Source organism: Massilia sp. DWR3-1-1, assembly GCF_049898325.1.
In the GTDB taxonomy this organism is placed as follows: domain Bacteria; phylum Pseudomonadota; class Gammaproteobacteria; order Burkholderiales; family Burkholderiaceae_D; genus JAFCUW01.
Genome location: NZ_JAFCXL010000001.1, coordinates 305,038 through 330,889 on the forward strand (window position 1 = coordinate 305,038; position 25,852 = coordinate 330,889).

The 25,852-nt window shown below is 63.4% G+C and carries 24 protein-coding genes; 8 read left to right on the forward strand and 16 right to left on the reverse strand.

From position 1 onward, the window contains the following. The first annotated feature begins 38 nt into the window (after positions 1-38). The 3 genes from panB (at position 39) to ACP7EY_RS01470 (ending at position 4,098) form a co-directional block, all read left to right on the forward strand. Positions 39-917 carry a 3-methyl-2-oxobutanoate hydroxymethyltransferase gene (gene panB, locus ACP7EY_RS01460; RefSeq protein ID WP_426189714.1) on the forward strand — a complete coding sequence of 293 codons (879 nt, stop codon included), beginning with the start codon at positions 39-41 and terminating at the stop codon, positions 915-917. Between the two features lie 136 nt (positions 918-1,053). Beyond that, entirely contained in the window at positions 1,054-2,496 is a 1,443-nt protein-coding gene (locus ACP7EY_RS01465) for an esterase-like activity of phytase family protein (protein ID WP_426189716.1), read from the forward strand. Positions 2,497-2,658: 162 nt separating this feature from the next. Beyond that, complete coding sequence (locus ACP7EY_RS01470) at positions 2,659-4,098, forward strand: sodium:solute symporter family protein (protein WP_426189718.1); 1,440 nt, start codon at positions 2,659-2,661, stop codon at positions 4,096-4,098. A gap of 19 nt (positions 4,099-4,117) precedes the next feature. Here ACP7EY_RS01470 and ACP7EY_RS01475 read toward each other — a convergent pair whose 3' ends face one another. The 3 genes from ACP7EY_RS01475 to ACP7EY_RS01485 all read right to left on the reverse strand — a co-directional run bounded on the left by ACP7EY_RS01475 (position 4,118) and on the right by ACP7EY_RS01485 (position 7,761). Next, the gene (locus tag ACP7EY_RS01475) at positions 4,118-5,509 is read right to left on the reverse strand and encodes an aspartate aminotransferase family protein (protein ID WP_426189720.1); all 1,392 of its coding nucleotides are present in this window, start codon (positions 5,507-5,509) and stop codon (positions 4,118-4,120) included. 8 nt (positions 5,510-5,517) lie between these two features. Then, complete coding sequence (locus ACP7EY_RS01480) at positions 5,518-6,888, reverse strand: glutamine synthetase family protein (protein ID WP_426189722.1); 1,371 nt, start codon at positions 6,886-6,888, stop codon at positions 5,518-5,520. Positions 6,889-6,999: 111 nt separating this feature from the next. After that, a complete protein-coding gene (locus ACP7EY_RS01485; RefSeq protein ID WP_426189724.1) occupies positions 7,000-7,761 on the reverse strand; it encodes a gamma-glutamyl-gamma-aminobutyrate hydrolase family protein in 762 nt (253 codons plus the stop codon). 209 nt (positions 7,762-7,970) lie between these two features. On the opposite strand from ACP7EY_RS01485, the gene ACP7EY_RS01490 reads away from it, so the two are divergent. Further along, entirely contained in the window at positions 7,971-9,425 is a 1,455-nt protein-coding gene (locus tag ACP7EY_RS01490; RefSeq protein ID WP_426189726.1) for an NAD-dependent succinate-semialdehyde dehydrogenase, read from the forward strand. 39 nt (positions 9,426-9,464) lie between these two features. On the opposite strand, the gene ACP7EY_RS01495 is transcribed toward ACP7EY_RS01490, so the two are convergent. From ACP7EY_RS01495 to ACP7EY_RS01535, 9 genes are all read right to left on the reverse strand, one after another. Next, positions 9,465-9,818: a nucleotide pyrophosphohydrolase gene (locus ACP7EY_RS01495; protein ID WP_426189728.1), complete on the reverse strand. Its 354-nt coding sequence runs from the start codon at positions 9,816-9,818 to the stop codon at positions 9,465-9,467. Further along, positions 9,818-10,498 carry a carbonate dehydratase gene (can, locus tag ACP7EY_RS01500; protein WP_426189730.1) on the reverse strand — a complete coding sequence of 227 codons (681 nt, stop codon included), beginning with the start codon at positions 10,496-10,498 and terminating at the stop codon, positions 9,818-9,820. Before can ends, ACP7EY_RS01495 begins: the two co-directional genes overlap by 1 nt. Before the next feature lie 75 nt (positions 10,499-10,573). Further along, positions 10,574-11,707 (reverse strand): molecular chaperone DnaJ, encoded by a 1,134-nt coding sequence (gene dnaJ / locus ACP7EY_RS01505; RefSeq protein ID WP_426189732.1) that lies wholly within the window; start codon positions 11,705-11,707, stop codon positions 10,574-10,576. A gap of 95 nt (positions 11,708-11,802) precedes the next feature. Beyond that, entirely contained in the window at positions 11,803-13,746 is a 1,944-nt protein-coding gene (dnaK, locus tag ACP7EY_RS01510; protein WP_426189734.1) for a molecular chaperone DnaK, read from the reverse strand. A 105-nt stretch (positions 13,747-13,851) separates the two neighbouring features. Beyond that, complete coding sequence (gene grpE, locus ACP7EY_RS01515) at positions 13,852-14,382, reverse strand: nucleotide exchange factor GrpE (RefSeq protein ID WP_426189736.1); 531 nt, start codon at positions 14,380-14,382, stop codon at positions 13,852-13,854. A gap of 404 nt (positions 14,383-14,786) precedes the next feature. After that, entirely contained in the window at positions 14,787-15,896 is a 1,110-nt protein-coding gene (gene hemH / locus ACP7EY_RS01520) for a ferrochelatase (RefSeq protein WP_426189738.1), read from the reverse strand. 78 nt (positions 15,897-15,974) lie between these two features. Further along, positions 15,975-17,639, reverse strand: a complete 1,665-nt coding sequence (gene recN, locus ACP7EY_RS01525) for a DNA repair protein RecN (RefSeq protein WP_426189739.1) — start codon at positions 17,637-17,639, stop codon at positions 15,975-15,977. A 61-nt stretch (positions 17,640-17,700) separates the two neighbouring features. After that, complete coding sequence (locus ACP7EY_RS01530) at positions 17,701-18,612, reverse strand: NAD kinase (protein ID WP_426189741.1); 912 nt, start codon at positions 18,610-18,612, stop codon at positions 17,701-17,703. A 156-nt stretch (positions 18,613-18,768) separates the two neighbouring features. Next, a complete protein-coding gene (locus tag ACP7EY_RS01535) occupies positions 18,769-19,623 on the reverse strand; it encodes a DUF3667 domain-containing protein (protein ID WP_426189743.1) in 855 nt (284 codons plus the stop codon). 202 nt (positions 19,624-19,825) lie between these two features. Between ACP7EY_RS01535 and ACP7EY_RS01540 the strand changes: the two genes are divergently transcribed. From ACP7EY_RS01540 to gloA, 4 genes are all read left to right on the forward strand, one after another. Further along, positions 19,826-20,143: a hypothetical protein gene (locus ACP7EY_RS01540; protein ID WP_426189745.1), complete on the forward strand. Its 318-nt coding sequence runs from the start codon at positions 19,826-19,828 to the stop codon at positions 20,141-20,143. Beyond that, entirely contained in the window at positions 20,140-21,456 is a 1,317-nt protein-coding gene (locus tag ACP7EY_RS01545) for a PQQ-dependent sugar dehydrogenase (protein ID WP_426189747.1), read from the forward strand. The genes ACP7EY_RS01540 and ACP7EY_RS01545 overlap by 4 nt, the downstream gene beginning before the upstream one ends. A gap of 64 nt (positions 21,457-21,520) precedes the next feature. After that, positions 21,521-21,946 (forward strand): OsmC family protein, encoded by a 426-nt coding sequence (locus ACP7EY_RS01550; RefSeq protein WP_426190034.1) that lies wholly within the window; start codon positions 21,521-21,523, stop codon positions 21,944-21,946. 51 nt (positions 21,947-21,997) lie between these two features. Further along, positions 21,998-22,411, forward strand: coding sequence for a lactoylglutathione lyase (gloA, locus tag ACP7EY_RS01555; protein ID WP_426189749.1), 414 nt, complete (start codon positions 21,998-22,000; stop codon positions 22,409-22,411). 69 nt (positions 22,412-22,480) lie between these two features. On the opposite strand, the gene ACP7EY_RS01560 is transcribed toward gloA, so the two are convergent. From ACP7EY_RS01560 to ACP7EY_RS01575, 4 genes are all read right to left on the reverse strand, one after another. Beyond that, positions 22,481-23,842 carry a TolC family outer membrane protein gene (locus ACP7EY_RS01560; RefSeq protein ID WP_426189751.1) on the reverse strand — a complete coding sequence of 454 codons (1,362 nt, stop codon included), beginning with the start codon at positions 23,840-23,842 and terminating at the stop codon, positions 22,481-22,483. Positions 23,843-23,883: 41 nt separating this feature from the next. Beyond that, positions 23,884-24,207 carry a rhodanese-like domain-containing protein gene (locus ACP7EY_RS01565; RefSeq protein ID WP_426189753.1) on the reverse strand — a complete coding sequence of 108 codons (324 nt, stop codon included), beginning with the start codon at positions 24,205-24,207 and terminating at the stop codon, positions 23,884-23,886. Positions 24,208-24,215: 8 nt separating this feature from the next. Next, positions 24,216-24,869: a protein-L-isoaspartate O-methyltransferase family protein gene (locus tag ACP7EY_RS01570; RefSeq protein ID WP_426189755.1), complete on the reverse strand. Its 654-nt coding sequence runs from the start codon at positions 24,867-24,869 to the stop codon at positions 24,216-24,218. Positions 24,870-25,041: 172 nt separating this feature from the next. Continuing rightward, entirely contained in the window at positions 25,042-25,704 is a 663-nt protein-coding gene (locus ACP7EY_RS01575) for a TetR/AcrR family transcriptional regulator (RefSeq protein ID WP_426189757.1), read from the reverse strand. Positions 25,705-25,852: the final 148 nt, after the last annotated feature.

Below are 25,852 nucleotides of genomic sequence, written 5' to 3' on the forward strand. Positions count from 1 at the left end.
CGGATCATTTAATCGGTTTTGACTTTTTAGGACATGCGATGAGTTCATATTTGCAGGGTAGCGACATGCAGGGCAAGGAGCCAACGCCCGGCGCGGCCGTGGCGGCAGCGGCCAAAGTGGTGCCACCGAAGGCGGTCACCGCGCCGATGCTGGCCGCCCTCAAGGCGGCCAACACGCCCATCACCATGCTGACCTGCTACGACGCCAGTTTCGCGTCCCTGATGGACCGCTGCGGCGTCCACATGCTGCTGATCGGCGATTCGCTGGGCATGGTCTGCAACGGCCACCATTCCACCTTGCCCGTCACGGTGCAGGAAGTGGCGTACCACACGGCGGCCGTCGCGCGCGGCAGCAAGAGCGCGATGATCGTCGCCGACCTGCCGTTCGGCGCCTACGGCACCCGCGAAGCGGCCTACGACAACGCCGTCATCCTGATGCAGGCGGGCGCCCACATGGTCAAACTCGAGGGCGGCGCCTGGCTGGCCGACACCATCAAATTTCTCACCGAGCGCGGCATCCCCGTGTGCGCCCACCTGGGCCTGACCCCGCAATCGGTGCACCAGTTGGGCGGCTACAAGGTGCAGGGCAAGACCACCGCCAGCGCCGATCAGCTCAAATCCGACGCCCAATTGCTGCAGGATGCGGGCGCCTCGATCGTCGTCCTCGAAGCCATTCCCGCCACCCTGGGCAAGGAAGTGACGGACCTGCTGGCCATGCCCACCATCGGCATCGGCGCCGGCCCGGACTGCTCCGGCCAGGTGCTGGTGATGCACGACATGCTGGGCGTGTTCCCGGGCCGCAAAGCGCGCTTCGTCAAGAACTTCATGGACGGACAAAGCTCCATCGAGGCGGCCGTGACCGCTTACGTCAACGCGGTCACGGACCGCAGTTTTCCCGGACCCGAGCACTGTTTTTAAGGCATCAGGCAAAAGACCAGCCCGATTTATGCCTGGGCTGATCAGGTCGTACAGTGGGCCGTCATCGGCGCGTCATATTCGGTAGGTATTGTTCGGATGCTAATGCATCCATAACAACTATTTGCCGGAGATTCCCATGAGATTATTGCCACTTGCTGCAGCCCTGGCCGCCGCCCTGTTTTCGCTGACGGCCACGGCCGGCCCGCAGTTGCTCGCCGTTGGCAGCCTCAACGCGGGCGGCGCCGACCTGTCGACACAGACGGCGGGACCGCTGGAAAACGGCGTGGCCGGCAATGTGCTCGGTGGCATGGGCTCCGGCCTGGCCTGGGCCGGCGGCTCGACCTTCCTGGCCACCCCCGACCGCGGCCCGAATGCGCAGGCCTATAACCCGCTGGTGGACGACACCACCTCCTATATCGCCCGGTTTCAGACGGTGACGATGGGCTTGACGGCCAACACCAGCGGCAGCGGCCTGAAATTCAACCTGACGCCGACCCTGAGCGCAACCACCTTGCTGTCGAGCCCGACCGCACTGGTGTACGGCAGCGGCGCCATGGGCACGGGCAGCCTGAACGGCGTGAACTACACGCTGGGCAACGGCACGCCCACCCTGAACGCCATCAACAACACCAATTACTTCACGGGCCGCTCGGACGGTTTCGATCCCGCCCAGACCTCTGCCAACCCGAACAATGCGCGCTTCGATCCGGAAGCGGTGCGCGTCTCGAACGACGGCAAGAGCATCTTCGTGTCCGACGAATACGGCCCCTACGTCTACCAGTTCGACCGCGCCACGGGCGTGCGCATCGCCGCGTTTGCCCTGCCGGGCAACCTGGCGGTGAGCAATCTGAGCGCGCGGGGCGACCTCGAGATCAGCGGCAACAGCACTGGCCGCGTGGCCAACAAGGGCATGGAAGGGCTGGCCATCACCCCGGACGGCAAGACCCTGGTGGGCATCATGCAGGCCCCGCTGGCGCAGGACAGCAACAAGGTGGTGCGCATCGTCACCATCGACGTCGCCAGCGGCGCCACCCACGAGTACGCCTACCAGTTGACGACGGGCTCGGGCGTGAGCGACATCGTCGCGCTCAGCGCCACCGAGTTCCTCATCGACGAGCGCGACGGCAAGGGCCTGGGCGACAACAGCAACGCCGTGGTCAAGCAGATTTTCAAGGTCGACCTGGCCGGCGCCGAAGACGTCACCAATCAGAGCGGCAACCTCGCCGCGAAAGCGGTCAAGAAAACCGTCTTCATCGACCTGGTGGCGGCCTTGAAAGCCTACGGCCTGACGGCGGCGACGATTCCGTCGAAAATCGAAGGCATCGCGTTCGGCGACGATGTGATGGTCGACGGCGTCGTCAACCACACCCTGTACATCGCCAACGACAACGATTTCCTCACCAGCGCAGGCAGTAACAATTTTTATGTGTTTGGCGTGACCGACGCCGATTTGCGCGCCGTCGGCGCCAGCTACACGGCCCAGGCCTTCACCGCCAACGCCGTGCCGGAGCCGATGTCGGTGGCGCTGGTGTGCCTGGGCTTGATGGGGGTCGCGCTGTCGCAGCGCCGCCGCAAATAAGGCGCCATGACCGGGAAAAACGCCGCCCGCCCGGGCGGCGTTTTTACGTGAGGACGATCACGGAGCCATTGTGGTAAGGGCGTCACTGCATCGCAACATTGCCCCGCAGGCGCGCCGTCGATGACGATATAATCGATAAAGTTTCCTATCGAACATCCATTCATGAATACCATCCTGATCTCCGCCGTCGCGCTCTACCTGCTCGGCACGCTCGGACTGGGCCTGTGGGCCGGTACGCGCATCAAGAACACCAGCGACTTTGCCGTGGCCGGGCGCAGCCTGCCCCTGATCATGGTGGTCACCACCACCTTCGCCACCTGGTTCGGCGCCGAGACGGTGATGGGGATTCCCGCCAAGTTCGTCCAGGGTGGCTTGAACGCGGTGGTGGAAGACCCGTTCGGCGCCGGCTCCTGCCTGATCCTGGTGGGCCTGTTCTTCGCCGCCAAACTGTATAAACTCAATCTGCTCACCATCGGCGACTACTACCGTGCCCGCTATGGCAAGGGCATCGAAATTTTCTGCTCCGTCGCCATCATCCTCAGTTACCTGGGCTGGGTGGCCGCCCAGATCACCGCGCTGGGCCTGGTGTTTTCCGTGCTGACCAATGGCGTCCTGTCGGAAACGGCCGGCATGATCATCGGCACCCTGGCCGTGTTGATCTATGTCGTCGTCGGCGGCTTCCTGGCGGTGGCGATTACCGATTTCATCCAGATGATCGTGCTGGTGATCGGCCTGACCGTGATCGCCTTCTTCGCCGCCGACCTGGCCGGCGGCAGCGCGCCCGTGCTGGCGGTGGCCACCAAGGGCGATCTGTGGCGCTTCTGGCCGGCGCCCACCTTGACGGAAATTTTTGCCTTTATCGGCGCCGGCGTGACGATGATGTTCGGCAGCATTCCCCAGCAGGACGTCTACCAGCGCGTGATGTCGGCCAAGAACGCGCCCACCGCGCGCGCCGGCTACATCCTGTTTGCCTTCGTGCCCATGTTCGTCGTCGCCGCCGCCGTGGTGGTGATGGGCCAGGAAGCGATGGACATCGCCAGGAACGACTACCAGCGCCTGCTGCCCACCTTCGTGCTCACGCGCATGCCGCTGGTGATGCAGATCGTGTTTTTCGGCGCGCTGCTGTCGGCCATCAAGAGCACCTCGTCAGCCACCCTGCTGGCGCCATCGACGAGCTTCGTGGAAAACATTTTGCAGAACATCCGCCCGGACATGAGCGACCAGCAAAAGCTGTTCGCCATGCGCGTGACCATCGTGGTGTTCGCCGCCATCGTGCTCAGCTACGCCATTGCCATGAAGGGCACCTCGATCTACGAGCTCGTGTCGTCGGCCTACCAGGTCACGCTGGTGGGCGCCTTCGTGCCGCTGCTGATGGGTTTGTACTGGAAACGCGCCACCACCCAGGGCGCGATCGCCTCGGTGGCGGCAGGCGTCGTCGTCTGGCTGCTGTTCTTCCCCCAGCTGAGCAACTTCGGCGCCGTGTTTCCCGCCCCGCTGGCCGGCTTGCTGGCGGCGTTTGCCGGCATGTTTGCCGGCTCGCTGCTGCCGCAAGCGCTGCGCAACCGCCACGACACCACCCGCACCATGAGCGAGCCGGCGTAAAGCGTTTTACGCCAGCTCGCTAGGGCAGCATGCCCTTGGCCTGCAACTCGGCCACGGTGTTGTCCAGCGCCAGCGTGATGCGCCCGATCATCTCGTCGATGTCGTCGCGCGTCATCACCAGGGGCGGCGCGATGATCATGCGATCGCCCACGGCGCGCATGATGATGCCGGCGTCGAACATGTGCGCGCGGCACAACATGCCCACGCCCAGGTCGCCATCGAAGACTTCGTGCGCGTGCACATTGGCGCCCTTGCTGCGCACCAGGTTCAGGCCGGCGACAAAGCCGAAGCTGTCCGCGTGGCCCACCAGCCGGTGCTGGCGCAGCGCCTCGAAGGCGGCGCCCAGGTACGGGCCCGTGTCCTCGGCAACCCGCGCCACCAGCGCTTCTTCTTCGATGATGCGGATGTTTTCCAGCGCCGCCGCGCAGGCGACCGGGTGGCCCGAATACGTAAAGCCGTGATTGAAGTCGCCGCCCCTGGCCGTGAGCACGTCGCCGACGCGCTCGCCCACCAGCACGCCGCCGAGCGGTATGTAGCCGGAGGTGACGCCCTTGGCAAAGGCGATCAGGTCGGGCGCGATGCCCATCCGCTCGCTGCCGAACCAGGCGCCCAGGCGGCCGAAGCCGCAGATGACTTCATCGGCGACGAGCAGGATGCCGTATTTTTTGCAAATGCGGCCAATTTCCGGCCAGTAGCTCGCGGGCGGAATGATGACCCCGCCCGCACCCTGCACGGGCTCGCCGATGAACGCGGCCACATTGTGCGGCCCCACCGTCTTGATGCGCTCTTCCAGCCAGCCGGCGGCGACGACGCCGAACTCGTCCTCGGTCATGCCCTGGCCGTGTTCGAGGTAGCTGGGCTGGTCGATGTGGACGATGCCGGGCAGCAGCGGGCCACCCTGCGCGTGCATGCCGGCCATGCCGCCCAGCGACACGCCGGCAATCGTGCTGCCGTGGTAGGCGTTGTTGCGGCTGATGAAGATGTGGCGCTCGGGCTGCTCCATCAGTTCCCAGTAGCGCCGCACCATGCGCACGATGGTGTCGTTCGCTTCCGAACCGGAATTGGTGAAGAACACGCGGTTGAAACCGGGCGGCGCCAGTTCCACTAGCTTGGCGGCAAGCATCACCGCCGGCACATTGGTGGTGTTAAAAAAGCTGTTGTAGAACGGCAGCGTCTGCATCTGCTGGTAGACGGCCTCGCTCATGCGCTGGCGCCCGTAGCCGATGTTGACGCACCACAGGCCCGACATGGCGTCGAGAATGCGATTGCCTTCGGAGTCCCACAGCCAGATGCCGTCGCCGCGCACCATCACGCGCGCGCCGCTGGCGGCCAGCGCCGCGTGGTCGGTGAACGGGTGCAGGTAGTGGGCGGCGTCGAGCGCCTGGATGGTCCTGGTATCGATCTGTTCCATGTTCATCCTTATACGTGCAACAACAGGTGTTCGCGTTCCCACGGACTGATCACCTTCATGAATTCCTGGTGTTCGAGATCCTTGATGGCGCTGTAGACGTCGATGAAGCGCTCGCCCAGCACGCTGCGCAGCTTGTCTTCGCCCCGCAGCAGGGCCAGCGCTTCGGGCAAGCCCTGCGGCAATTCAAACGGCATGTCGTAGGCGCTGCCCGCCATCATCGGGGTCGGCTCGAGCTGCTCCGTCATGCCCAGGTAGCCGCAGGCAAGCGTGACCGCCAGTGCCAGGTACGGGTTGGCATCGGCGCCGATGATGCGGTTTTCCACGCGCCGGTCCTGGTGGCCCGACTCGGGCACCCGAAAGCCCACCGTGCGGTTGTCGATGCCCCATTGCAAGTTGATGGGCGCGGCCGTGTGGCGCACGATGCGGCGGTAGGAATTGACGTAAGGAGCGACGATGGCCATGGCCGACGGCATGTAGCGCTGCAGGCCGGCAATGTAGTGCTTGAAGATGGGGGCGGCGGAACCGTCCTCGGCACTGAAAATATTCAAGCCCGTCTTGATGTCGACCACGCTCTGGTGCACGTGCATGGCCGAGCCCGGCTCACCGGCCATGGGCTTGGCCATGAAGGTGGCGTACATATCGTGCTTCAGGGCCGCTTCGCGCAAGGTGCGCTTGAAGAAGAACACCTTGTCGGCCAGGCCCAGCGGATCGCCGTGGAGGAAATTGATTTCCATCTGGCCCGCACCGATCTCGTGGATCAGGGTGTCGACGTCCAGGTTCATCATTTCGCAGTAATCGTAGATGTCCTCGAACAGGGGATCGAATTCGTTGACGGCGTCGATGCTGTAGACCTGGCGGCTCGTTTCCGCGCGGCCCGAGCGGCCCACGGGCGCGCGCAGGGGCAGGTCGGGGTCGATATTTTTCGCCGTCAAATAAAACTCGAGTTCCGGCGCCACCACCGGCTTCCAGCCCTTGTCCGCATACAGTTTCAAGACACGGCGCAGCACCGTGCGGGGGGCGAAGTCGACCAGCGCGCCATCGGCGAAATAACAGTCGTGGATGACCTGGGCGGTGGGATCGGCCGCCCACGGCACCATGGTGATGGTGGTGGGATCGGCCTTGAGGATCATGTCGCGGTCGGTGTTGGAAATGGCGCGGTCGTAGGGGGCGTCGTTGACGGGCACATTGCCCGTCACCGTCATGCCCAGCACCGCTTCGGGCATGCGCATGCCCCGTTCCTGGGTGAATTTCGCGCGCGGCATGATCTTGCCGCGCGCCACCCCCGTCAAGTCGGGGATCAGGCATTCAATTTCCGTGACCCGTTTTTCGTTGAGCCACAGGTCCATGTCGGTGTAACTAAAATTTTCACGAATTGCCATCTTGTTCTCTCAATAAGTAAGGGGGACCGGCGGCAGCACGCGCACGCCGGGGGCTGAGATACCGAGAGCGCAGCTAAGGTTCGCGCAGGACGGCCCATCGTTGCTGGCTTTTCATACGGGCCGCCGGCGCGCGGCCTGGTAGGTGCGGCAGGCGGCGCCGAACGCGCCGAACAGTGTCATCGACACGGGATTGCTGCGAATCTGCCATTCCGGATGCCACTGCAAGGCCAGCGCGAATGCCGTCGCACCCGGCACCGAAAACGCTTCGACCAGGCCGTCGGGCGCGCGCGCCTCGACCGCCAGGCCTGCGGCCAACTGCTTGATGCCCTGGCCGTGCAGCGAATTGACGGCAATCTCTCCCGGCCCCAGGATGCGCGCCATCAGGCCCGCCGGGGTCAGCGTCACCGGGTGGGCGGGGCCGTACTGGTCTTCCAGTCCGAGGTCGGCGTTTTCACGGTGGTCCATGTGGCCTTCGACGTCCTGGACGGCCTGGTACAGGCTGCCGCCGAGCGCCACGTTCATTTCCTGAAAGCCCCGGCAAATGGCGAAAATGGGAATGCCCCGCCGCAGCGCGGCGCGGATTAGCGGCAAGGTGGTGGCGTCGCGCAGGTGGTCTTGCGGCAAAGACTGGTCCAGCACCGCCTCGGCGTAATGGCTCGGATGCACATTCGAGGCGGCGCCCGTGAGCATGATGCCATCGCACAGACCAAGCACCGTTTCCAGGTCGGTGGCGTCGCCCAGCGCAGGCAGAATCAGGGGCGCGCAGTCGGCGCCGATGACCACGGCGTCGACATATTTGCGCTGCACGACGTGGTTGGCATGGTTGCCCACATCGCAGGAACAGGCAGGGATTAAGACAATGGGGCGGCGCATAAGGACAGTCCCTCTTGGTATTGACGCACGGCTCCATGATAAGCCAGAAGGATAGCGCGCATCATTGGCTGATCGGTTTCTTGCCAAAAGCATACGCGCAAAGTCACGTTGATGCCAACACGTAACACCAGCGGCCGTGCCGACCGCGCCCGGCGAATTGGTCTACCATGGCGGTATCCGTTTATTTACAGTCAACCCAAGAGGACCGCATGCTCAAGCTGAACGACCCGACCTTGCTGCGCCAGCAGTGCTTTATCGATGGCGCATGGTGCGATGCCAATGATGCCGCCACTTTTACTGTCAGCAACCCTGCGACGGGCGAGGCGGTGGGCACGGCGCCGCACATGGGCGCGCTTGAAACGCGCCGGGCGATCGACGCCGCCCATGCCGCCTGGCCCGCCTGGCGCAAGAAAACCGCGCGCGAGCGCGCCCTGATTTTGCGCAAGTGGAACGACCTGATGCTGGAAAACGCCGACGACCTGGCCGCCATCATGACGGCCGAGCAGGGCAAGCCGCTGGCGGAAGCGAAGGGCGAAGTGGCGTACGCCGCCTCCTTCCTCGAATGGTTCGGCGAACAGGCCAAGCGCGTCGAAGGCGACACCCTGCAGTCGCCGTGGGCCGACCGCCGCACCGTGGTCACGCGCGAGCCGATCGGCGTGTGCGCCGCCATCACCCCGTGGAATTTCCCTGCCGCGATGATCACCCGCAAGGTGGGCCCGGCCCTGGCGGCCGGTTGCCCCATCGTCGTCAAGCCGGCCGAACTGACGCCGTTTTCGGCCCTGGCCATGGCCGTGCTGGCCGAGCGTGCCGGCGTGCCGAAAGGCGTATTTTCCGTCATCACGGGCGACAGCAAGGCCATCGGTGGCGAAATGACGGCCAATCCCATCGTGCGCAAACTGAGCTTTACGGGCTCGACGGCGGTGGGCCGCCTGCTGATGGCGCAATCGGCGCCCACCATCAAAAAACTGTCGCTGGAACTGGGCGGCAACGCGCCCTTCATCGTGTTCGACGACGCCGATATCGACGCGGCCGTGGAAGGGGCGATCGCCTCCAAATACCGCAATGCGGGCCAGACCTGCGTGTGCGCCAACCGTTTATATGTGCAGGACGGCGTCTACGACGCCTTCGCCGAAAAACTGGTGGCGGCGGTCAGGCAACTCAAGGTGGGCAATGGCGTCGATGCGGGCGTCACCACCGGGCCCCTCATCGAAGAGAAGGCGGTGCGCAAGGTCGAGCAGCATATTGCCGACGCACTGGCCAAGGGCGCCACGCTGGCCGTGGGCGGGGCGCGCCATGCGCTGGGCCACAGTTTCTTTGAGCCCACCGTGCTCACGGGCGTCACGTCCGCCATGCTGGTGGCGACGGAAGAAACCTTCGGCCCGCTGGCGCCCCTGTTCCGCTTTAAGACGGAAGACGAAGTCATCGCCATGGCCAACGACACCGAATTCGGCCTGGCCGCGTATTTTTATTCGCGCGATATCGGCCGCGTGTGGCGCGTGGCCGAGGCGCTCGAGTCGGGCATGGTGGGTGTCAACACGGGCCTCATTTCCAACGAAATCGCCCCGTTCGGCGGCGTCAAGCAGTCGGGACTGGGACGCGAAGGCTCGAAGTACGGGATGGACGACTATCTCGTCATCAAGTACATCTGCATGGGTGGCATGTAGTCAATCGGGCCGGCAGCGCAGGCTGCCGGTCCGGCAGCTTCAGTCTTTGTACTCGTCGTACTTGCGGGCATCGCCGCGCACCAGCTCGGCCGGATACTTGGCCCGGTTGAGCACCATCTTCTCTTCCACTGCGCTCAACAGGTCGACATCGAGCTTGTCGGCCAGCCGCACCAGGTAGACCAGCACATCGGCCATCTCGTGCCGCACCTGGGTCAGTTTGCGCTCGCCCAGCTCGGCCTGGTCGCCCTTGTGCAACCACTGGAAATGCTCGAGCAGTTCGGCCGCCTCCACCGACAGGGCCGCCGACAGATTTTTCGGCGTATGAAACTGGTCCCAGTCGCGCTCGTCGACGAACTGGCGCACCAGTTCGCGCAGGCGCAGCAGCTCGCCCATCAGACGCCGTCCGCGGTCGCGTAAATGGCCAGCCGCGCTTCCATGCGCGCGGCCAGTTCCTCGTGGTGACTGACACTCATGCCCAAGTCGCGCAGCAAGCCGTCATGCAAGCCGTAGCACCAGCCGTGCACGCTCAGACTCTGGCCCCGCTCCCAGGCGTCGCGCACGATGGTCGTCTGGGCGACGTTGGCCACTTGCTCGATCACATTCAATTCGCACAGGCGATCGGCGCGCTGCTGGGTCGGCAGGACCTCGCCCATGTAGCGGCCGTGTTTTTGCTGGACATCCTGGACGTGACGCAACCAGTTATCGGCCAGGCCAACGCGGCGGTTCGTCATGGCGGCGTGCACGCCGGAACAACCGTAGTGGCCGCAAATGATGATGTGTTTGACTTTCAAGACATCAATGGCAAATTGCAGCACGCTCAGGCAATTGAGATCGGAGTGGACGACGACGTTGGCGATATTGCGGTGGACGAACAATTCGCCCGGTGCCATACCCAGCAACTCATTGGCCGGCACGCGGCTGTCGGAGCAGCCGATCCACAGGTACTCGGGGGACTGCTGGGAGGCCAGGCTTTTGAAGAAATCCTCGTCTTCGGCCACCATCGAGGCCGCCCAGGTGCGGTTGCGCTCGAATAATTCTTCCGTGGTCAAAAAACCGGTGTTGGATTGTGTCATGGTGATCCTGTGAACGAAAAAAGCGAAAAAAAACCGCTGGGGGCGGGTGCCCGCGTCAGCGGTTGGGGATCGATTTTACTCGAAGAAGTCTTTTACCTTGTCCATCCAGCCTTTGCTATGGGGGCTGTGCTTGGCGCCGCCCTCGGTAGTGAGCTTTTCAAAGTCGCGCAGCAAGTCTTTCTGCTTGTCGGTGAGCTTGACGGGCGTCTCGACCTGGACGTGGCAAAACAAGTCGCCCGCGTAACCTGAACGCACGCCCTTGATGCCCTTGGCCTTCAAGCGGAACGTCTTGCCGGACTGGGTGCCCTCGGGCACCGTGAACGACAATTTGCCCGACAGGGTCGGCACTTCGATCTCGCCGCCCAGGGTGGCCTTGACGAAGGAAATCGGCATTTCGCAATGCAGGTCGTCGCCTTCGCGCTGGAACACGGCGTGCGGCTTGATGTGGATTTCCACGTACAGGTCGCCCGGCGGGCCGCCATTGGTGCCCGGCTCGCCATTGCCCGACGAGCGGATGCGCATGCCATTGTCGATACCGACGGGGATCTTCACTTCCAGCGTCTTGTTGCGCTTGATCCGTCCCTGGCCGCCGCAAGGCGCGCACGGGTCGGTGATGACCTTGCCGTTGCCATGACACTTCGGGCAGGTCTGCTGGATGCTGAAGAAGCCTTGCTGCATGCGCACCTGGCCGTGACCGGCACAGGTGGTGCAGGTGACGGGCGCGGTGCCCGGCTTGGCGCCGGTGCCGTGGCAGGTCTCGCACTTGTCCCAGCTTGGCACGCGGATGGTGGTGTCGAAGCCGTGCGCAGCCTGCTCGAGGGTGATTTCCAGGTTGTAGCGCAAGTCGGCGCCACGGTAGACCTGGGGACCGGCCCCGCGGCCACGGCCTGCGCCGCCACCGAAAATATCGCCGAAGATGTCGCCGAAGGCATCGCCGAAACCGCCCGCGCCGCCACCGAAGCCACCGCCGCCGCCCATGTTCGGATCGACGCCCGCGTGACCATACCGGTCATACGCTTCGCGCTTTTCCGGGTTGGTCAGCATTTCGTAGGCTTCTTTGACTTCCTTGAACTTTTCCTCGGATTCCTTATTGTCCGGATTGCGGTCCGGATGGTATTTCATCGCGAGTTTGCGGTACGACTTCTTGATTTCTTCTTCCGAAGCACCCTTTGCGACCCCGAGGATCTCGTAAAAATCACGCTTTGCCATTTGTCGGCACCTCGCTGTCTATCTGTCTAGTATTTAAATAAGCAAAAAACCGAGCCGGGTGACCGGCTCGGCTTTTTAGCATGCTGACGGCCCGATTACTTGGCGTCTTTGACTTCCTTGAAGTCGGCGTCGACGACGTCATCCTGCTTGGCGTTGCCCGCTTGCTGGCCGGCATCGCCGCCGGCACCAGCGTCGCCGCCGGCTGCCTGCTGTGCTTGCTGGTCGGCGTACATCTTCTCGCCCAGCTTCTGCGACGCGGCCGACAGGGCTGCCACTTTGGCGTCGATGTCTGCCTTGTCGCCCGACTTGAGCGAGGTTTCCAGATCGGCGATGGCGCTGTCGATCTTGTCTTTCTCGCCCGCTTCAAGCTTGTCGCCGTATTCGGTCAGCGACTTCTTGGTCGAGTGCACCAGCGCATCGGCCTGGTTGCGCGACTCGGCCAGTTCGCGCAGCTTGTGGTCTTCTTCGGCGTTGACTTCGGCGTCTTTCACCATTTTCTGGATTTCCGCTTCCGTCAGGCCCGAGTTGGCCTTGATGGTGATCTTGTTTTCCTTGCCGGTGGCCTTGTCCTTGGCGCCCACGTGCAAGATGCCGTTGGCGTCGATGTCGAAGGTCACTTCGATCTGTGGCGTGCCACGCGATGCTGGCGGGATGCCTTCGAGGTTGAATTCGCCCAGGCCCTTGTTGCCGGCCGCGATTTCGCGCTCGCCCTGGAACACCTTGATCGTCACGGCAGGCTGATTGTCATCGGCCGTCGAGAACACTTGCGAGAACTTGGTAGGAATCGTGGTGTTTTTGTGGATCATCTTGGTCATCACGCCGCCCAGGGTTTCGATACCCAGCGACAATGGCGTCACGTCCAGCAGCAGCAAATCCTTGCGCTCGCCCGACAGCACGGACCCTTGGATGGCGGCGCCCACGGCGACGGCTTCATCGGGGTTGACGTCCTTGCGGGGATCTTTGCCGAAGAACTCTTTGACCTTTTCCTGCACCTTTGGCATACGGGTCATGCCGCCGACGAGGATGATGTCGTCGATGTCGGAGACCTTCACGCCGGCATCCTTGATGGCGATGCGGCATGGCTCCATGGTGGCGTTGATCAGCTCTTCAACGAGCGACTCGAGCTTGGCGCGGGTCATTTTCAGGTTCAGGTGGACCGGCGCGCCGTTCGCCATGGCGATGTAGGGCTCGTTGATCTCCGTCTGCTGGGCCGACGACAATTCGATTTTTGCGCGCTCGGCCGAAGCCTTGATGCGCTGCAGGGCGATCGGATCTTTCTTCAGATCGAGGCCGTTGATTTTTTTGAATTCTTCGATGATGTAATCGATGATGCGCTGGTCGAAGTCTTCGCCACCGAGGAAGGTGTCGCCGTTGGTCGAGAGCACTTCGAACTGCTTTTCGCCATCGACGTCGGCGATTTCGATGATCGAGACGTCGAACGTGCCGCCGCCCAGGTCATACACTGCGATCTTGCGGTCGCCCTTGTCGGTCTTGTCCAGGCCAAAGGCCAGCGCGGCCGCGGTCGGCTCATTGATGATGCGCTTGACGTCCAGACCGGCAATGCGGCCGGCATCCTTGGTCGCTTGACGCTGCGAATCGTTGAAGTACGCAGGCACCGTGATGACCGCTTCGGTGACTTCTTCGCCCAGGTAGTCTTCGGCGGTTTTCTTCATCTTGCGCAGCACTTCGGCGGAAATCTGCGGTGGCGCCAGTTTCTTGTCGCGCACGCCGATCCAGGCGTCGCCGTTGTCGGCTTTCATGATTTGATACGGCATGAGACCGATGTCCTTCTGGACTTCTTTCTCGTCGAATTTACGGCCGATCAGGCGCTTGACAGCGAACAAGGTGTTCTTCGGGTTGGTGACGGCCTGACGCTTGGCGGGGGCGCCAACGAGGATCTCGCCATCTTCCTGGTACGCAATGATCGACGGCGTGGTGCGCGCGCCTTCTGCGTTCTCGATGACCTTAGGCTGGCCATTTTCCATGATCGCGACGCAGGAGTTGGTGGTTCCCAGGTCGATTCCGATAATTCTGCCCATGATTTTTTCCTTTTATAAGTGCCGTATGGCGCTAAGTTATTTTGATGTACTAAATGTGCGGAAGAACTGCGTGCTTTCAAGGGCGCGCAGCGCAGCAGCTTGTTTTTATTTTGCTTGGGCTGCCGTGACGATGGCCGGACGCAACAGGCGATCGGCAATCATGTAACCTTTTTGCAGCACGGTGACAACCGTGTTCGCTTCCTGATCGGCTGGCACAACGGCGACCGCCTGGTGCTTCATGGGGTCGAGCTTGTCGCCCACGGCCGGCAGCACTTCGACCAGCTTGTTGCGCTCGAACGCCGAGGCCATTTGCTTGAGCGTCATTTCGACGCCTTCCTTGAGCGATTCGATGGTCGGATTGTCGACCTTCAAGGCCATTTCCAGGCTGTCGCGTACCGGCAACATGGCTTCGGCAAAGCTTTCGACGGCAAACTTGTGCGCCTTGCTGATGTCTTCCTGGGCGCGGCGACGGATGTTTTCTCCCTCGGCCTTGGCGCGCATGAAGGCGTCGTGCATTTCCGACAGCTTCGCTTGGGTCTCGGTCAACTGTTGCTCCAGAGCGCTCTCTGGCGTCACAGCGTGCTCGGCGCCGTCGGCGTTCGGGGGGGACATGTCCTGGCTTGCTTGGTCTTGCATCGAAAAGCTCCTATAAATCAAATACTTAGCGGTCGACAATCACGCAATGATTGCCACGATGCGCAGCAGATGGGGCTATCGCCTACAGTTTCAAGGGTTATTATTTCAAGAAGATGTTTCTGAAGTTGTAAGCGTTGTTACAGAATTTACGCATCAGAATCTTTCCCCGCGATGTAGGCGCTCTACTATGCATTTGGCAAGCTTGCGCCGTACCCGCACAAGCAATCATCGGGGAGACCATCATGAAACTGCAATTTCTTACCTTGAGCGTGCTGGCTTATACCCTGCTGGCGATGGCGTGCATTTGCTACGCAGAATTGGCACTGACGTAAAACGTCTGCCGCCATTGTAGCAGGCGGCATTTTTATTGCTTATTTCATACGTAGCAGGCGCGCTGCGCAAGCTTACTGCGTCGCCCCCAGGCTGACCGCAACCGCCTTGCCCGCATCGGCATCGGCCTGCTCGGCATCGCGCTGCTGGGCCGTCATCATGGTCGGCCAGCCGATCAGGTGCTGTTCGACGATTTCGGCCAGCCCCGCAATCCAGGCCGGCTCTTCATTCAGGCAGGCAATGTAGTGGTAGGTGCTGCCGCCGGCCTTCATAAAATCCTCGCGCACTTCCATATTGATTTCTTCCAGCGTTTCCAGGCAGTCGCTGGTAAAGCCGGGACAGATCACGTCGAGCCGTTTCAAGCCCGCCTGCGCCAGCGCGATCACCGTCGGCGCCGTGTACGGCTGCAGCCATTCGGCCTTGCCGAAGCGCGACTGGAAGGTGACCATGTACTCGTCCTTGCTCAGGCGCAGCTTGGCCGCCAGCAGGCGCGCCGTCTTGTAGCACTCGCAGTGATACGGGTCGCCCAGCATCAGGGTGCGCTTGGGCACGCCGTGAAAGCTCATCAACAGTTTTTCGCCGCGGCCGTTGGCTTCCCAGTGATTCTGGACGCTGTCGGCGAGGGCGTCGATGTAGCCGTCATGGTCGTGGTAATGCTTGACCATGCGCAGTTCGGGCACATTCCGGGCCTGCTGGTAGTAGGCGAACACGGCGTCGGAAATCGAGGCCGTGGTGGTGCCCGAATACTGGGGATAGGCGGGCAGGATGACGATGCGCTCGCAATGCTCGGCGGCCAGCTTGGCGAGCACCTCGGGCAGCGACGGCGAGCCGTAGCGCATCGCCATCGTCACCCGCAGCGCGTCATGGCCGCGGGCGCCCAGCGCGCCCCGCAACAAGGTGGCCTGCGCCTGCGTGTGCACCTTCAGGGGCGAGCCCTCGCTGGTCCAGATGGTGGCGTACTTGGCGGCCGACTTGCCCGAGCGGAAGGGCAAAATGATCAGGTTGAGGATGCACCACCAGACGGCGCGGGGAATTTCCACCACGCGCGGGTCGGACAGGAACTCCTTGAGGTAACGCCGCACGGCGCCCCGGGTGGGCGCGTCGGGCGTGCCCAGGTTGACCAGCACGACGGCGCTGCGGGCGACGGTGCCGTGGGTGTAAGGCGGTTCTTTGCGGAAGGACATGGGGTGACAATAAGGGCGGCGGGAATGCCATTATAGGGTCGCGCCCGTGTTGTCGGATATTTACGCGGCGGGGCCTGCTCAGGACGCCAGCAGTTCGCGCGCGTGCTTGCGCGTGGTGGCGGTAATTTCCACCCCGCCCAGCATGCGCGCCACTTCTTCGATGCGGGCCTTGTTGTCGAGCACCTCGATGTGCGAGACCGTCTTGCCCGCCGCGGTGGTCGCCTTGGCCACCTGGAAATGCTGGTTGGCCTGGCTGGCCACTTGCGGCAAGTGGGTCACGCACAGCACTTGCCGCTGCTGGCCCAGGCGCCGCAACAGCCGCCCCACCACCTCGGCGACGGCGCCGCCGATGCCGCTGTCGACCTCGTCGAAAATCAGGGTCGGCGTGGTGGTGGCGTTGGAGGTGATGACGGAAATGGCCAGCGCGATGCGCGCCAGCTCGCCGCCCGAGGCGACCTTGGCCAGCGGCCGCGGCGCCACGCCGGCGTGGCCGGCCACGAGAAACTCCACCTGCTCGAGGCCGGCGGCGCTCGGCTCGGACGGATTGAGCCCCACCGCGAAGCGCCCGCCCGTCATGCTCAGCTCTTGCATGGCCGCCGTCACCTGCTCACCCAGCGTGTGCGCGGCAGCCGCGCGCACGCCCGAGAGCCGGGCGGCCGCCTGCTGGTAGCGCTCGGCCAGCGCCGCTTCCTGCAGGCGCAAGCCGTCCAGGTCCGACGCGCCCGACAGTTCCAGCAGCTTTTCGGCCAGCGCGGCGTGTTCTTCCGGCAGGGTTTCCGGCGTCACGCGAAACTTGCGGGCGGCGCTGTGCAAGGCTTCGAGGCGCGCATCGACGGCGCGCAGGCGCTGCGGGTCCAGTTCGACGCGGTCGAGGTAATCGTTGAGCGCGTACACCGCCTCCTGCAACTGGATGCGGGCCGGTTCCATGCAGTCGAGCACCCCTTGTAACTGGGAATCGACCGCCACCAGCTTGCCCAGCTTGGCGTTGAGCGAGGACAGTTGCGACAGGATCGGCTGCTCCGACTCGGAAATGGCGTCGAGCGCTTCCTGCGCCCCTTCGAGCAGGCTGGCCGCGTGCGACAGGCGGCTGTGCTCGTTGGTGATGTCGAGCCACTCGCCCGGCTTGACGGCCAGCTTGTCGAGCTCGGCCACCTGCCATTCGAGGCGCTCGCGCTCGATCAGCACGTTTTTTTCATCGCGTTCGAACGCCTCGCGCTGGCGCAGCAGCGCGCGCCACTGCTTGTAGTGGGCCGCCACCTCGAGCGCCAGCGGGGCGGCGGCCGGGTCTTGCAGCTGGGCCTGGTTGTCGAGCAGGGCGCGCTGGGCCTCGGCCTTGAGCAGGGACTGGTGCGCATGCTGGCCGTGGATGTCGACCAGCAGATCGCCCAGTTCGCGCAATTGCGCGGCGGTGGCGGCGCCGCCATTGATATAAGCCTTCGAGCGGCCCGCATTGTCGATCACGCGGCGCAACAGCGCGCCGCCCTCGTCGAGGGCGAAGTCGTGCGCGGCCAGCCAGGCCTGGGCGGGCCCGTTGACTTGAAAGTCGGCGCTGATGTCGGCCTTGGCTGCCCCTTCGCGCACCACCGAGGCGTCGCCGCGCCCGCCCAGCGCCAGCTGCAGGGCGTCGATCAGGATCGATTTGCCGGCCCCCGTCTCTCCCGTCAACACGGAAAAGCCGCTGGCAAATTCCAGTTCGATGGTGTCGACGATGACGAAATCACGGATGGTCAGAGTACGCAGCATGCAGGTTCGAATCAGTGGAAGAGGAGAAGTTCAAAGTGGCGCGGCAATCGACCGGGTGCGATCAGGTCAGCTTGCCGTCGCCCGACGGGTATTCGTTCCAGTGCAGTTTTCCGCGCAGGGTGTCGTAATAGCTCCAGCCCTGCGGGTGCAAAAAGGTGATGGTGTTGGGCGAGCGCTCGATGACGATCTGGTCGCCGTGCACGAGGCTGGCAAAGGTTTGCATGTCGAAATTGACGCTGACATCGCGCCCGCTGACGATCTCGACGACGATGCGGCTCGAATCGGGAATCACGATGGGCCGGTTCGACAGCGCATGCGGGGCGATCGGCACCAGCACCATGCCGCCCAGCGCCGGGTGCAGCAGCGGCCCGCCGGCCGACAGCGCATACGCCGTCGAACCGGTGGGGGTGCCGATGATCAGGCCGTCCGAGCGCTGGTTGTACATGAAGCGGCCATCGACCGTGACTTTTAATTCGATCATGCCGGCGCCGGCGCCGCGGGCGACGACGACGTCGTTGACGGCCAGGCCGCTGGCAATGGCGGCGCCGTCGCGCAGGACGCGCGCTTGCAGCAAGGTGCGCTTTTCCGCCTCCGACTTGCCCGACAACAGTTCGTCGAGCACGGGCAGCATGCGCTCGATGGGAATGTCGGTCATGAAGCCCAGCCGGCCCTGGTTGATGCCGATCAAGGGCACGTCGTAGGGCGCCAGCTGGCGCGCAATACCCAGCATGGTGCCGTCGCCGCCCATGACGATGGCGGCCCGGGCCGCCTCGCCGATCTGCGCCACGCTCATCGTCTCGATGCCGTCGATGCGCAGGTGGCTGGCCGTTTCCGCTTCGAGCACGACGTGGTAACCCAGTTCCTGCAAATGGGAGACCAGACCCCGCACGGGGGCCTCGATGCCATCCGTGTTGCGCCGGACGACCAGCGCGATGGTGTGTTTCGAAGTAGGCGTTGCTGGCGTTGCTGGCATGAAATCTCGACGATGAGGAAGGCGATACGCAGGAGAGTACCCCAAAACGGATCGGCGGTGGACCGCAAGCCCTCGCAACAGCGGTTCACTGTATATATTCACAGTATAGTTGGGTCACCGCGTTTTCCGCAAGCGGCGCCCATGCCGCGCGCGGCCTTACAGGATGACCGTGGTGGCAAACAGCACGCCGGCGATGACGGTCACGGTGGTGAAGCCATACATCATCATCAACACCAGCCAGCGCGCCAGCGTGGCCCGCTTGCCGCCGCCATACACGCGGCGCATCGCCAGCGGCAGGTAGGCCAGCAGCCAGAAGAACAGCAGCAGGCCCAGCCACTCCCACGGACTCACCGAGATCAGGCCCAGCATCAGGAACGCGAACGCATTGCTGTGCAAGGCAAACAGCATGTGCTCGCCATAGCGGCGTGCCGACCCCAGGTACAGCAACTGCAGGTACAGCGCGAACAGGGGCATGATCAGGAACATGGCGTAAGGCACATAGCTGAAGAAGGTGCTCTTGAACTTGGCAACGACCTGGTCGGCCGGCATCGCGTTGATGACGTCGACCCGTTTCTGCCAGGCGGGATTGAGCCCCGTCAGCCCGCTCGACAAGCGCAGGTTCTTTTCACCCGTCCCCTGGCCGGCGACGGCCTGGCCGGCTGGCGCGGCGGCATCGGTGGGGCCGAGGTCGAGATGCGCGCCCGGGCCGAACTTGAGCAGCGCGAAAAACAGCAGGCTCAAGCTCAAGTACACGCGCAAGGGCGCCACGTAGCGGGCGCGGCGGCCGGCGATGTAGTCGGCGGTCAGGCGCCCGGGCCGCGTCACCAGCAGCAACAGGGTCTGCCACAGCTTGCCTTCGAGCGCCACGTAGTGACCGATGAATTCATGAAAGAACTCGGCGGCGCTGGCGACATGCAAGCGGGTTTCCTGGCCACAGACGGCGCAATAATTGGCACTGGTCGACGCGCCACAATTCGGGCACGTCGATGCAAGGGGGGCGTGGCTGCTCATGGGCATTTTTTGCGTAAAAGTCAATATCCCAGTGTAAGGTATCCACTTCCACTTGAGCAATATCAGCGGCCGCCATCGACGATTTTTCTGGCGCCGGCGAGCGACAACGGGGCCGCGTTGCCGTCTGGACGATTCAATTGCGCGACCCTTTTCCGCCGCGCCCGATAACATTCAAGCAATGATCAAGGAAAGGAATCGCACAATGGCCCAAGAAACACCGGACCGCAAGGTCAACACCGCCGCCCCGATCGAGAACGATCAGGTCAAGCGCATGCCGCACGAGCGCGACGAATCGCCCGACGGCCAGGACAGCGCACCGCGCGGCGTCATGAAGCAGGCTGCCTCCGACCTGGCGCAAGGGCTGGTTGACACCGACCTGCACGGCAAGCCGGCCGCCGCCGCCAATATCGATACCGCCAGCGCCACCACTTCGGCGCAGGCCCGGCCACAAAGCGATGCCGCCGACGGCATGCGCCACAACGACAACAATAACAGTACCTCGAAAGGCAACACCCCATGAAGCAAGCCGCCCGCTACTCCCTGATGACCCTGGCGCTTGCCGCCTGCGCCGGTACCGCCCTGGCGCAAACCCCCGCCTACACCGTCGGCTTCGGTCCCAACCCGCAGCTGCCGGCCCAGGAAAAAAGCCTGATCCCCACTGTCAATATCGCCGCCGCCATCGGCTGGCCCAGCGGCGGCAAGCCGGTGGCCGCCACCGGCATGAGCGTGGCCGCCTACGCCACCGGCCTCGATCACCCGCGCTGGCTGTACCTGCTGCCCAACGGCGACATCCTCGTCGCCGAGACCAACAAGCCCGCCAAGGAAGAAAAAGAAAAACACCAGATCAAGGCCGCCGTGATGGGCATGGCCATGAAAAAAGCCGGCGCGGGCGTCGCCTCGCCCAACCGCATCACCCTGCTGCGCGGCATCGACGCCAAGGGCGTGGCCACCACCCGGACCGTGTTCATGGAAGGGCTCAATTCGCCGTTCGGCATGACGCTGGTGGGCAACGAATTGTTCATCGCCAACGCCGACGCCATCGTCAAGGTGCCGTATAAAACGGGCGACACCAAGATCACCGCCACCCCCACCAAGGTGGTGGACCTGCCGGCCGGCATCAACCACCACTGGACCAAGAACATCATCGCCAGCAAGGACGGCAAGTTCATCTACGCCACCGTCGGTTCGAACAGCAATGTCGGCGAAAACGGCATGGACAAGGAAGAAGGCCGCGCCGCCATCTGGCAATTCGACCGCGCCACCGGCAAGGGCAAGATCTTCGCCTCGGGCCTGCGCAATCCGAACGGCCTGGCATGGAATCCGCAAAGCGGCATGCTGTGGACGGCCGTCAACGAACGTGACGAACTGGGCAATGATCTGGTGCCCGATTACATCACCTCGGTCAAGGAAGGCGCCTTCTACGGATGGCCGTACAGCTATTACGGCCAGAACGTCGACGCCCGCATCCAGCCGCAAAACCCGGAGCTGGTGGCCAAGGCGATCGCGCCCGATTTCGCCATGGGCGCCCACACGGCCTCGCTGGGCCTGGCGTTTTACGAAGGCACCCTGTTTCCGCAGCTGAAAAACGGCGCGCTGGTGGGCCAGCACGGTTCGTGGAACCGCAAGCCCGCCTCCGGCTACAAGCTGGCCTTCGTGCCGTTTGCTGACGGCAAGCCGAGCGGCCCGCCGCAAGACATCCTGACGGGCTTCCTGAGCCCCGACGGCAAGGCCTGGGGCCGTCCCGTGGGCGTCATCACCGACAAGGCCGGCGCCATCCTGATGGCCGACGATGTCGGCAACGTCATCTGGCGCGTCACCCCCGCCGCCAGGTAATCCCGGGGCATCGGCCGCTGAGGCGGCCGTGTCCTCTCAACCACCACAGGAGAACACCATGGTCATCAAGAAAACTGCAAGCGCCCTCTGGAGCGGCGGCATCAAGGAAGGCATCGGCAGCATCTCTACGGAAACGGGCGTGCTGAACAAGGCGCCGTACGGCTTCAAGGCCCGCTTTGCCGACGGACCCGGCACCAATCCGGAAGAACTGATCGGCGCGGCCCACGCAGGCTGCTTCACCATGGCGCTGTCGGGCGTGCTGGAAAAAGCAGGCCTGAAGGCGACCAGCATGGAAACGCGCGCCACCGTCACCCTGGAAAAACAGGGAGAAGGCTTTGCCATCACCGCCGTCCACCTGGCCTTGACGGCCACCATTCCCGGCGCCACCGACGCCGCCTTCCAGGCCGCGGCCAGCGACGCCAAGGCAAATTGCCCCGTCTCGAAGCTGCTCAATGCCGCCATCACGCTGGACGCGACGCTGCAAGCGTAATGTTCCTGAAAGGCCTAGAATTACAGCTTCCATATTAGAAGGGTGATACTGATGCGTATTTTGCACACCATGCTGCGGGTCGGCGACCTGCAGCGCTCGATTGATTTTTATACCAAGGTACTGGGCATGAAGCTGCTGCGCACCAGCGACAACCCCGAGTACAAGTACACGCTGGCGTTTGTCGGCTACGGCAACAATCCCGATCACGCCGAACTCGAGCTCACCTATAACTATGGCGAGACGCAGTACGAGATGGGCACCGCCTACGGCCACATCGCCATTTCCGCCGACGATATTGTCGCTACCTGCGACGCCGTGCGCGCCAATGGCGGCAACATCAGCCGCGAACCGGGCCCCGTCAAGGGCGGCAGCACGGTGATCGCATTCATTACCGATCCGGATGGCTACAAGGTGGAACTGATCGAGCGCAAAGACCACGCGGCCGGCGCTGGCCTGACGGCGTGAGTCGACAGTACAAGGTCGAATAAAAAACGGGTGCCGCAGCACCCGTTTTTTTATTATGAGCGACGGCGCCTAGCGCACCAGCAAGGCGTTCACCGGCACCAGGTCGGCTTCGCGCAGCGAACCGGCCGCCGCCTTCAGGCGCAGGCCATTCATGATGGTGTCGTAGCGGGCGCGCGAGAGGTCGCGGCGGGTCGAATAGAGCTGGCGCTGGGCATTCAGGACGTCGATATTGATCCGCACGCCCACTTGGTAGCCGAGCTTGTTCGAATCGAGCGCCGACTGGCTCGACACTTCCGCCGCTTCCAGCGCTTTCACTTGCGCCAGGCCACTGTTGACGCCGAGGAAGGACTGGCGGGCCGCCAGCGCGGCGTTGCGCTTGGTGCTTTCCAGGTCGTTGCGGGCCTTGTCTTCCAGCGCGATCGATTCGCGCACGCGGCTCGTCACGGCGAAGCCGCTGAAGATGGGAATGCTCCACTGCACGCCGATGGCATTGCTGGTGGTGGTGCCCGAACCGGCGGTGGCGCCGCCCGTGTGCAGGCGCTGGGACGTGGCGACCAGGTCGGCGGTGGGGTAGTGGCCGGCGCGGTTGCGCTTGATGTCGCGCTTGGCCGACTCGAGCGACAGTTGCGATACCGTCACGCCGTAATTCTGCGTTTCCGCCGACGACACCCAGGGATCGATCACGCCAGGCTGAGGCGGCGCCAGGGTGATGCCCGGCTTGAGCGTGGCCAGGGCGGTGGGGGCGGCGCCGATGATCGCCTGCAGCGCGCTCTTCTTGTTTTCCAGGTCGTTGATGGCGGCAAATTCCTGCGCCACCACCAGGTCGTAGGCCGCCTGCGCCTCGTGGGTATCGGTGATGGTCTGGGTGCCCACTTCGAAATTGCGCTTGGCCGAGGCGAGCTGCTCGGTGGTGGCGGTTTTTTGCGCGCGCGTCGACTCCAGCGTGTCCTGGGCGGCCAGCACATCGAAGTAAGCCTGGGCGACGCGGGTGATCAGGTCTTGCTGGGCCTGGGCGAACTGGGCTTCCGTGATCGCCTGCACCAGTTTGCTTTGCTCGTAGCTTTCCCAGCGATCCCAGCGAAACAGGGGCTGCGACAGCGCCAGCGTGACCTGGTTCGAATTCTGGCTGGCGCTGCTGCCGCCCACCGTGGACTGCGCCCCCGTCAGCGGATTGGTCAGCACGGTGCCTTCGTTGTACGGCGAAGAGTCATTGTTGTTGCGGGAGAGTGCGCCGCTCAGGCCCACGGTGGGCAGCAAGCCGGCACGTCCTTGCGGCACCTTTTCGCGCCCCGCCGCCAGCGAGGCACGCGCGCTGGCGTACACCGCATCGTTCGCCAGCGCCTGCTGGTAGACCTGGACCAGGTCGGCAGCACAAGCGTCAAGCGACAGGCATGCGCTGGCAATCAGCGCGGCGATCAGGGGTTTCTGCATTGCTCTCTCCGTGGAGTTCAAATAATTAAGGAATCAAATAATCAGTAGGTCGGCATGGCGCCGTCGACCTGCACCGCCCAGGCGTGTATTCCACCCGTCAAATTTATTACCTTGGTAAAACCGTTGCGTTCCAAAAACGCCGCCACCTGCATGCTGCGCGCGCCGTGATGGCAGATGCACACAATTTCGGCATCCTCATCGAGATCGTCGATGCGGGCTGGAATCGTGTTCATCGTCATCAAAGTCGCACCGTCCAGGTGGCAATGATCGTATTCCCATTGCTCGCGGACATCGAGCAACAGGGGGTGCGCTTGCGCCGCATCGTGCAGTCGGGCAGCCAGTTCGGGCGCGGTGATGTGTTGCATCGCCGCTCTCAGAACGTAAAGTGGGACAACACTTCCGTGTCGGCCAGGTAATTCACATTCGTTTCGAACACTTTGACGGTGTCGTACCCCGTCTCCGACACGCGGGTGATGATGTTGCATGACATCACCGGCGCCTGCCCGATGATCGCGGCGATCCGGCCGCCCACCTTGATCTGTTTCAAAAATGCTTCCGGCAGCACTTCCAGCGCACCGGAAATGACGATCACATCGTAGGGGGCGCCCTGGTCCCAGCCGCGCGCGCCATTGCCCAGTTCGACGGTGACATTGCTCACGCCCGCATTGGCCAGATTGGTTTCCGCCATGGTTTTAAGGGCAGGCACGATTTCCACGGTGGTCACGGAACGGCCCCGGTGCGCCAGCAAGGCGGCCATGTAGCCGGAGCCAGCGCCAATTTCCAGCGCGGTCTCGTGCTTTTTCAGTTGCACTTCCTGCAAAATGCGCGCCTCGAGCTTGGGCGTGAACATGAATTGGCCGCCACCGAGGGGGATTTCAGTATCGACAAACGCCAGCGCGCGGGCCGCGGCGGGCACGAACTGTTCGCGCTTGACCACCACCAGCGTATCGAGCACGTCCTGGTCCAGCACGTTCCACGGGCGGATCTGCTGTTCAATCATGTTAAAACGGGCTTGTTCAATATTCATGGTGGAGACTCGGTGAGGAAAATGATAATGCGATATTTTATCGTGAACGGCCCCAGTAGAAACATCTTAACGACAAGCAATCTCATATCGCCTGAAATTGCGACAGTCTGCAGTTTGAAGGGGCTGAACGTCCGATAGGGGCGACGTGATGGCAAGAACTTGAACGGGCGACTCAGGCGGCCACCGCCCCGCTGCCGGCGGCCGGCGCCGTCAGCCCGTGCAAGGCCATGTCGAGGAAAGTCGCCAGGAAGGCCTGGGGGTCGAGCGCGGCCTGCTCGCAGGGGCCCACTGAATGTTTCCATGTCATCAACATGAGCATCGGCGCGATCAGCACCTGTGTCATGGCGGCAACGTCGACCTGGCGGAACTCGCCGCGGGCAATCGCCCGCTCAAGCATGCTGGCGATCATCTTGCTGCCGCGGTCAATCACTTCTTCCTTGTAGAAGATGGCGATGTCGGGGAAATTGCCCGCTTCGGCCATGATCAGTTTGGGGATGCCGGACGTTTTGCATTCGCCGCTGCGCTGCCACCAGCCCATGATGACGGTACGCATCAGTTCATCGCTGGGGCCGTCGAAATGGGCAATGATCTCCTCGGCCTCGCCGATGATGGGCACGATGCTGGCGCGCACCACCGCCTTGAACAGCTCTTCCTTGTTGGCAAAATACAGGTACAAGGTGCCCTTCGACACACCGGCGCACTTGGCGACGTCTTCCAGCCGGGTCGAGGCAAAGCCCCGTTCGACGAACAGATCGAGCGCCGCCGCCAGCACTTCCTGCGGCCGCGCCTCTTTTCTGCGCTCCCAGCGCGGCTTGGTGTCAAACGGGCATGGCATGCGGTGGACCTGCTTAATCGGGCGTGTAAATGAAGGTGGCCGCAGCAGCGCCGCTGGCGACCTGCTTTTTCGGCAACACGACCGTCGACAATTTAAATTAACGCCGGGTCAGTAATAGTAGGCGGGCCGGTCGCCCAGCGTCAAGCGC

Bases quoted from the DNA above. Each gene is read 5' to 3' on its own strand.
- dnaJ (WP_426189732.1), bottom strand. From the start codon at position 11,707: ATGGCAAAGCGTGATTTTTACGAGATCCTCGGGGTCGCAAAGGGTGCT.
- ACP7EY_RS01530 (WP_426189741.1), bottom strand. From the start codon at position 18,612: ATGCCAGCAACGCCAGCAACGCCTACTTCGAAACACACCATCGCGCTG.
- can (WP_426189730.1), bottom strand. From the start codon at position 10,498: ATGACACAATCCAACACCGGTTTTTTGACCACGGAAGAATTATTCGAG.
- ACP7EY_RS01485 (WP_426189724.1), bottom strand. From the start codon at position 7,761: ATGCGCCGCCCCATTGTCTTAATCCCTGCCTGTTCCTGCGATGTGGGC.
- ACP7EY_RS01475 (WP_426189720.1), bottom strand. From the start codon at position 5,509: ATGGAACAGATCGATACCAGGACCATCCAGGCGCTCGACGCCGCCCAC.
- ACP7EY_RS01490 (WP_426189726.1), top strand. From the start codon at position 7,971: ATGCTCAAGCTGAACGACCCGACCTTGCTGCGCCAGCAGTGCTTTATC.
- ACP7EY_RS01575 (WP_426189757.1), bottom strand. From the start codon at position 25,704: ATGCCATGCCCGTTTGACACCAAGCCGCGCTGGGAGCGCAGAAAAGAG.
- ACP7EY_RS01480 (WP_426189722.1), bottom strand. From the start codon at position 6,888: ATGGCAATTCGTGAAAATTTTAGTTACACCGACATGGACCTGTGGCTC.
- ACP7EY_RS01545 (WP_426189747.1), top strand. From the start codon at position 20,140: ATGAAGCAAGCCGCCCGCTACTCCCTGATGACCCTGGCGCTTGCCGCC.
- ACP7EY_RS01565 (WP_426189753.1), bottom strand. From the start codon at position 24,207: ATGCAACACATCACCGCGCCCGAACTGGCTGCCCGACTGCACGATGCG.
- ACP7EY_RS01540 (WP_426189745.1), top strand. From the start codon at position 19,826: ATGGCCCAAGAAACACCGGACCGCAAGGTCAACACCGCCGCCCCGATC.
- gloA (WP_426189749.1), top strand. From the start codon at position 21,998: ATGCGTATTTTGCACACCATGCTGCGGGTCGGCGACCTGCAGCGCTCG.
- ACP7EY_RS01560 (WP_426189751.1), bottom strand. From the start codon at position 23,842: ATGCAGAAACCCCTGATCGCCGCGCTGATTGCCAGCGCATGCCTGTCG.
- hemH (WP_426189738.1), bottom strand. From the start codon at position 15,896: ATGTCCTTCCGCAAAGAACCGCCTTACACCCACGGCACCGTCGCCCGC.
- recN (WP_426189739.1), bottom strand. From the start codon at position 17,639: ATGCTGCGTACTCTGACCATCCGTGATTTCGTCATCGTCGACACCATC.
- panB (WP_426189714.1), top strand. From the start codon at position 39: ATGAGTTCATATTTGCAGGGTAGCGACATGCAGGGCAAGGAGCCAACG.
- ACP7EY_RS01495 (WP_426189728.1), bottom strand. From the start codon at position 9,818: ATGGGCGAGCTGCTGCGCCTGCGCGAACTGGTGCGCCAGTTCGTCGAC.
- grpE (WP_426189736.1), bottom strand. From the start codon at position 14,382: ATGCAAGACCAAGCAAGCCAGGACATGTCCCCCCCGAACGCCGACGGC.
- ACP7EY_RS01535 (WP_426189743.1), bottom strand. From the start codon at position 19,623: ATGAGCAGCCACGCCCCCCTTGCATCGACGTGCCCGAATTGTGGCGCG.
- dnaK (WP_426189734.1), bottom strand. From the start codon at position 13,746: ATGGGCAGAATTATCGGAATCGACCTGGGAACCACCAACTCCTGCGTC.
- ACP7EY_RS01570 (WP_426189755.1), bottom strand. From the start codon at position 24,869: ATGAATATTGAACAAGCCCGTTTTAACATGATTGAACAGCAGATCCGC.
- ACP7EY_RS01465 (WP_426189716.1), top strand. From the start codon at position 1,054: ATGAGATTATTGCCACTTGCTGCAGCCCTGGCCGCCGCCCTGTTTTCG.
- ACP7EY_RS01470 (WP_426189718.1), top strand. From the start codon at position 2,659: ATGAATACCATCCTGATCTCCGCCGTCGCGCTCTACCTGCTCGGCACG.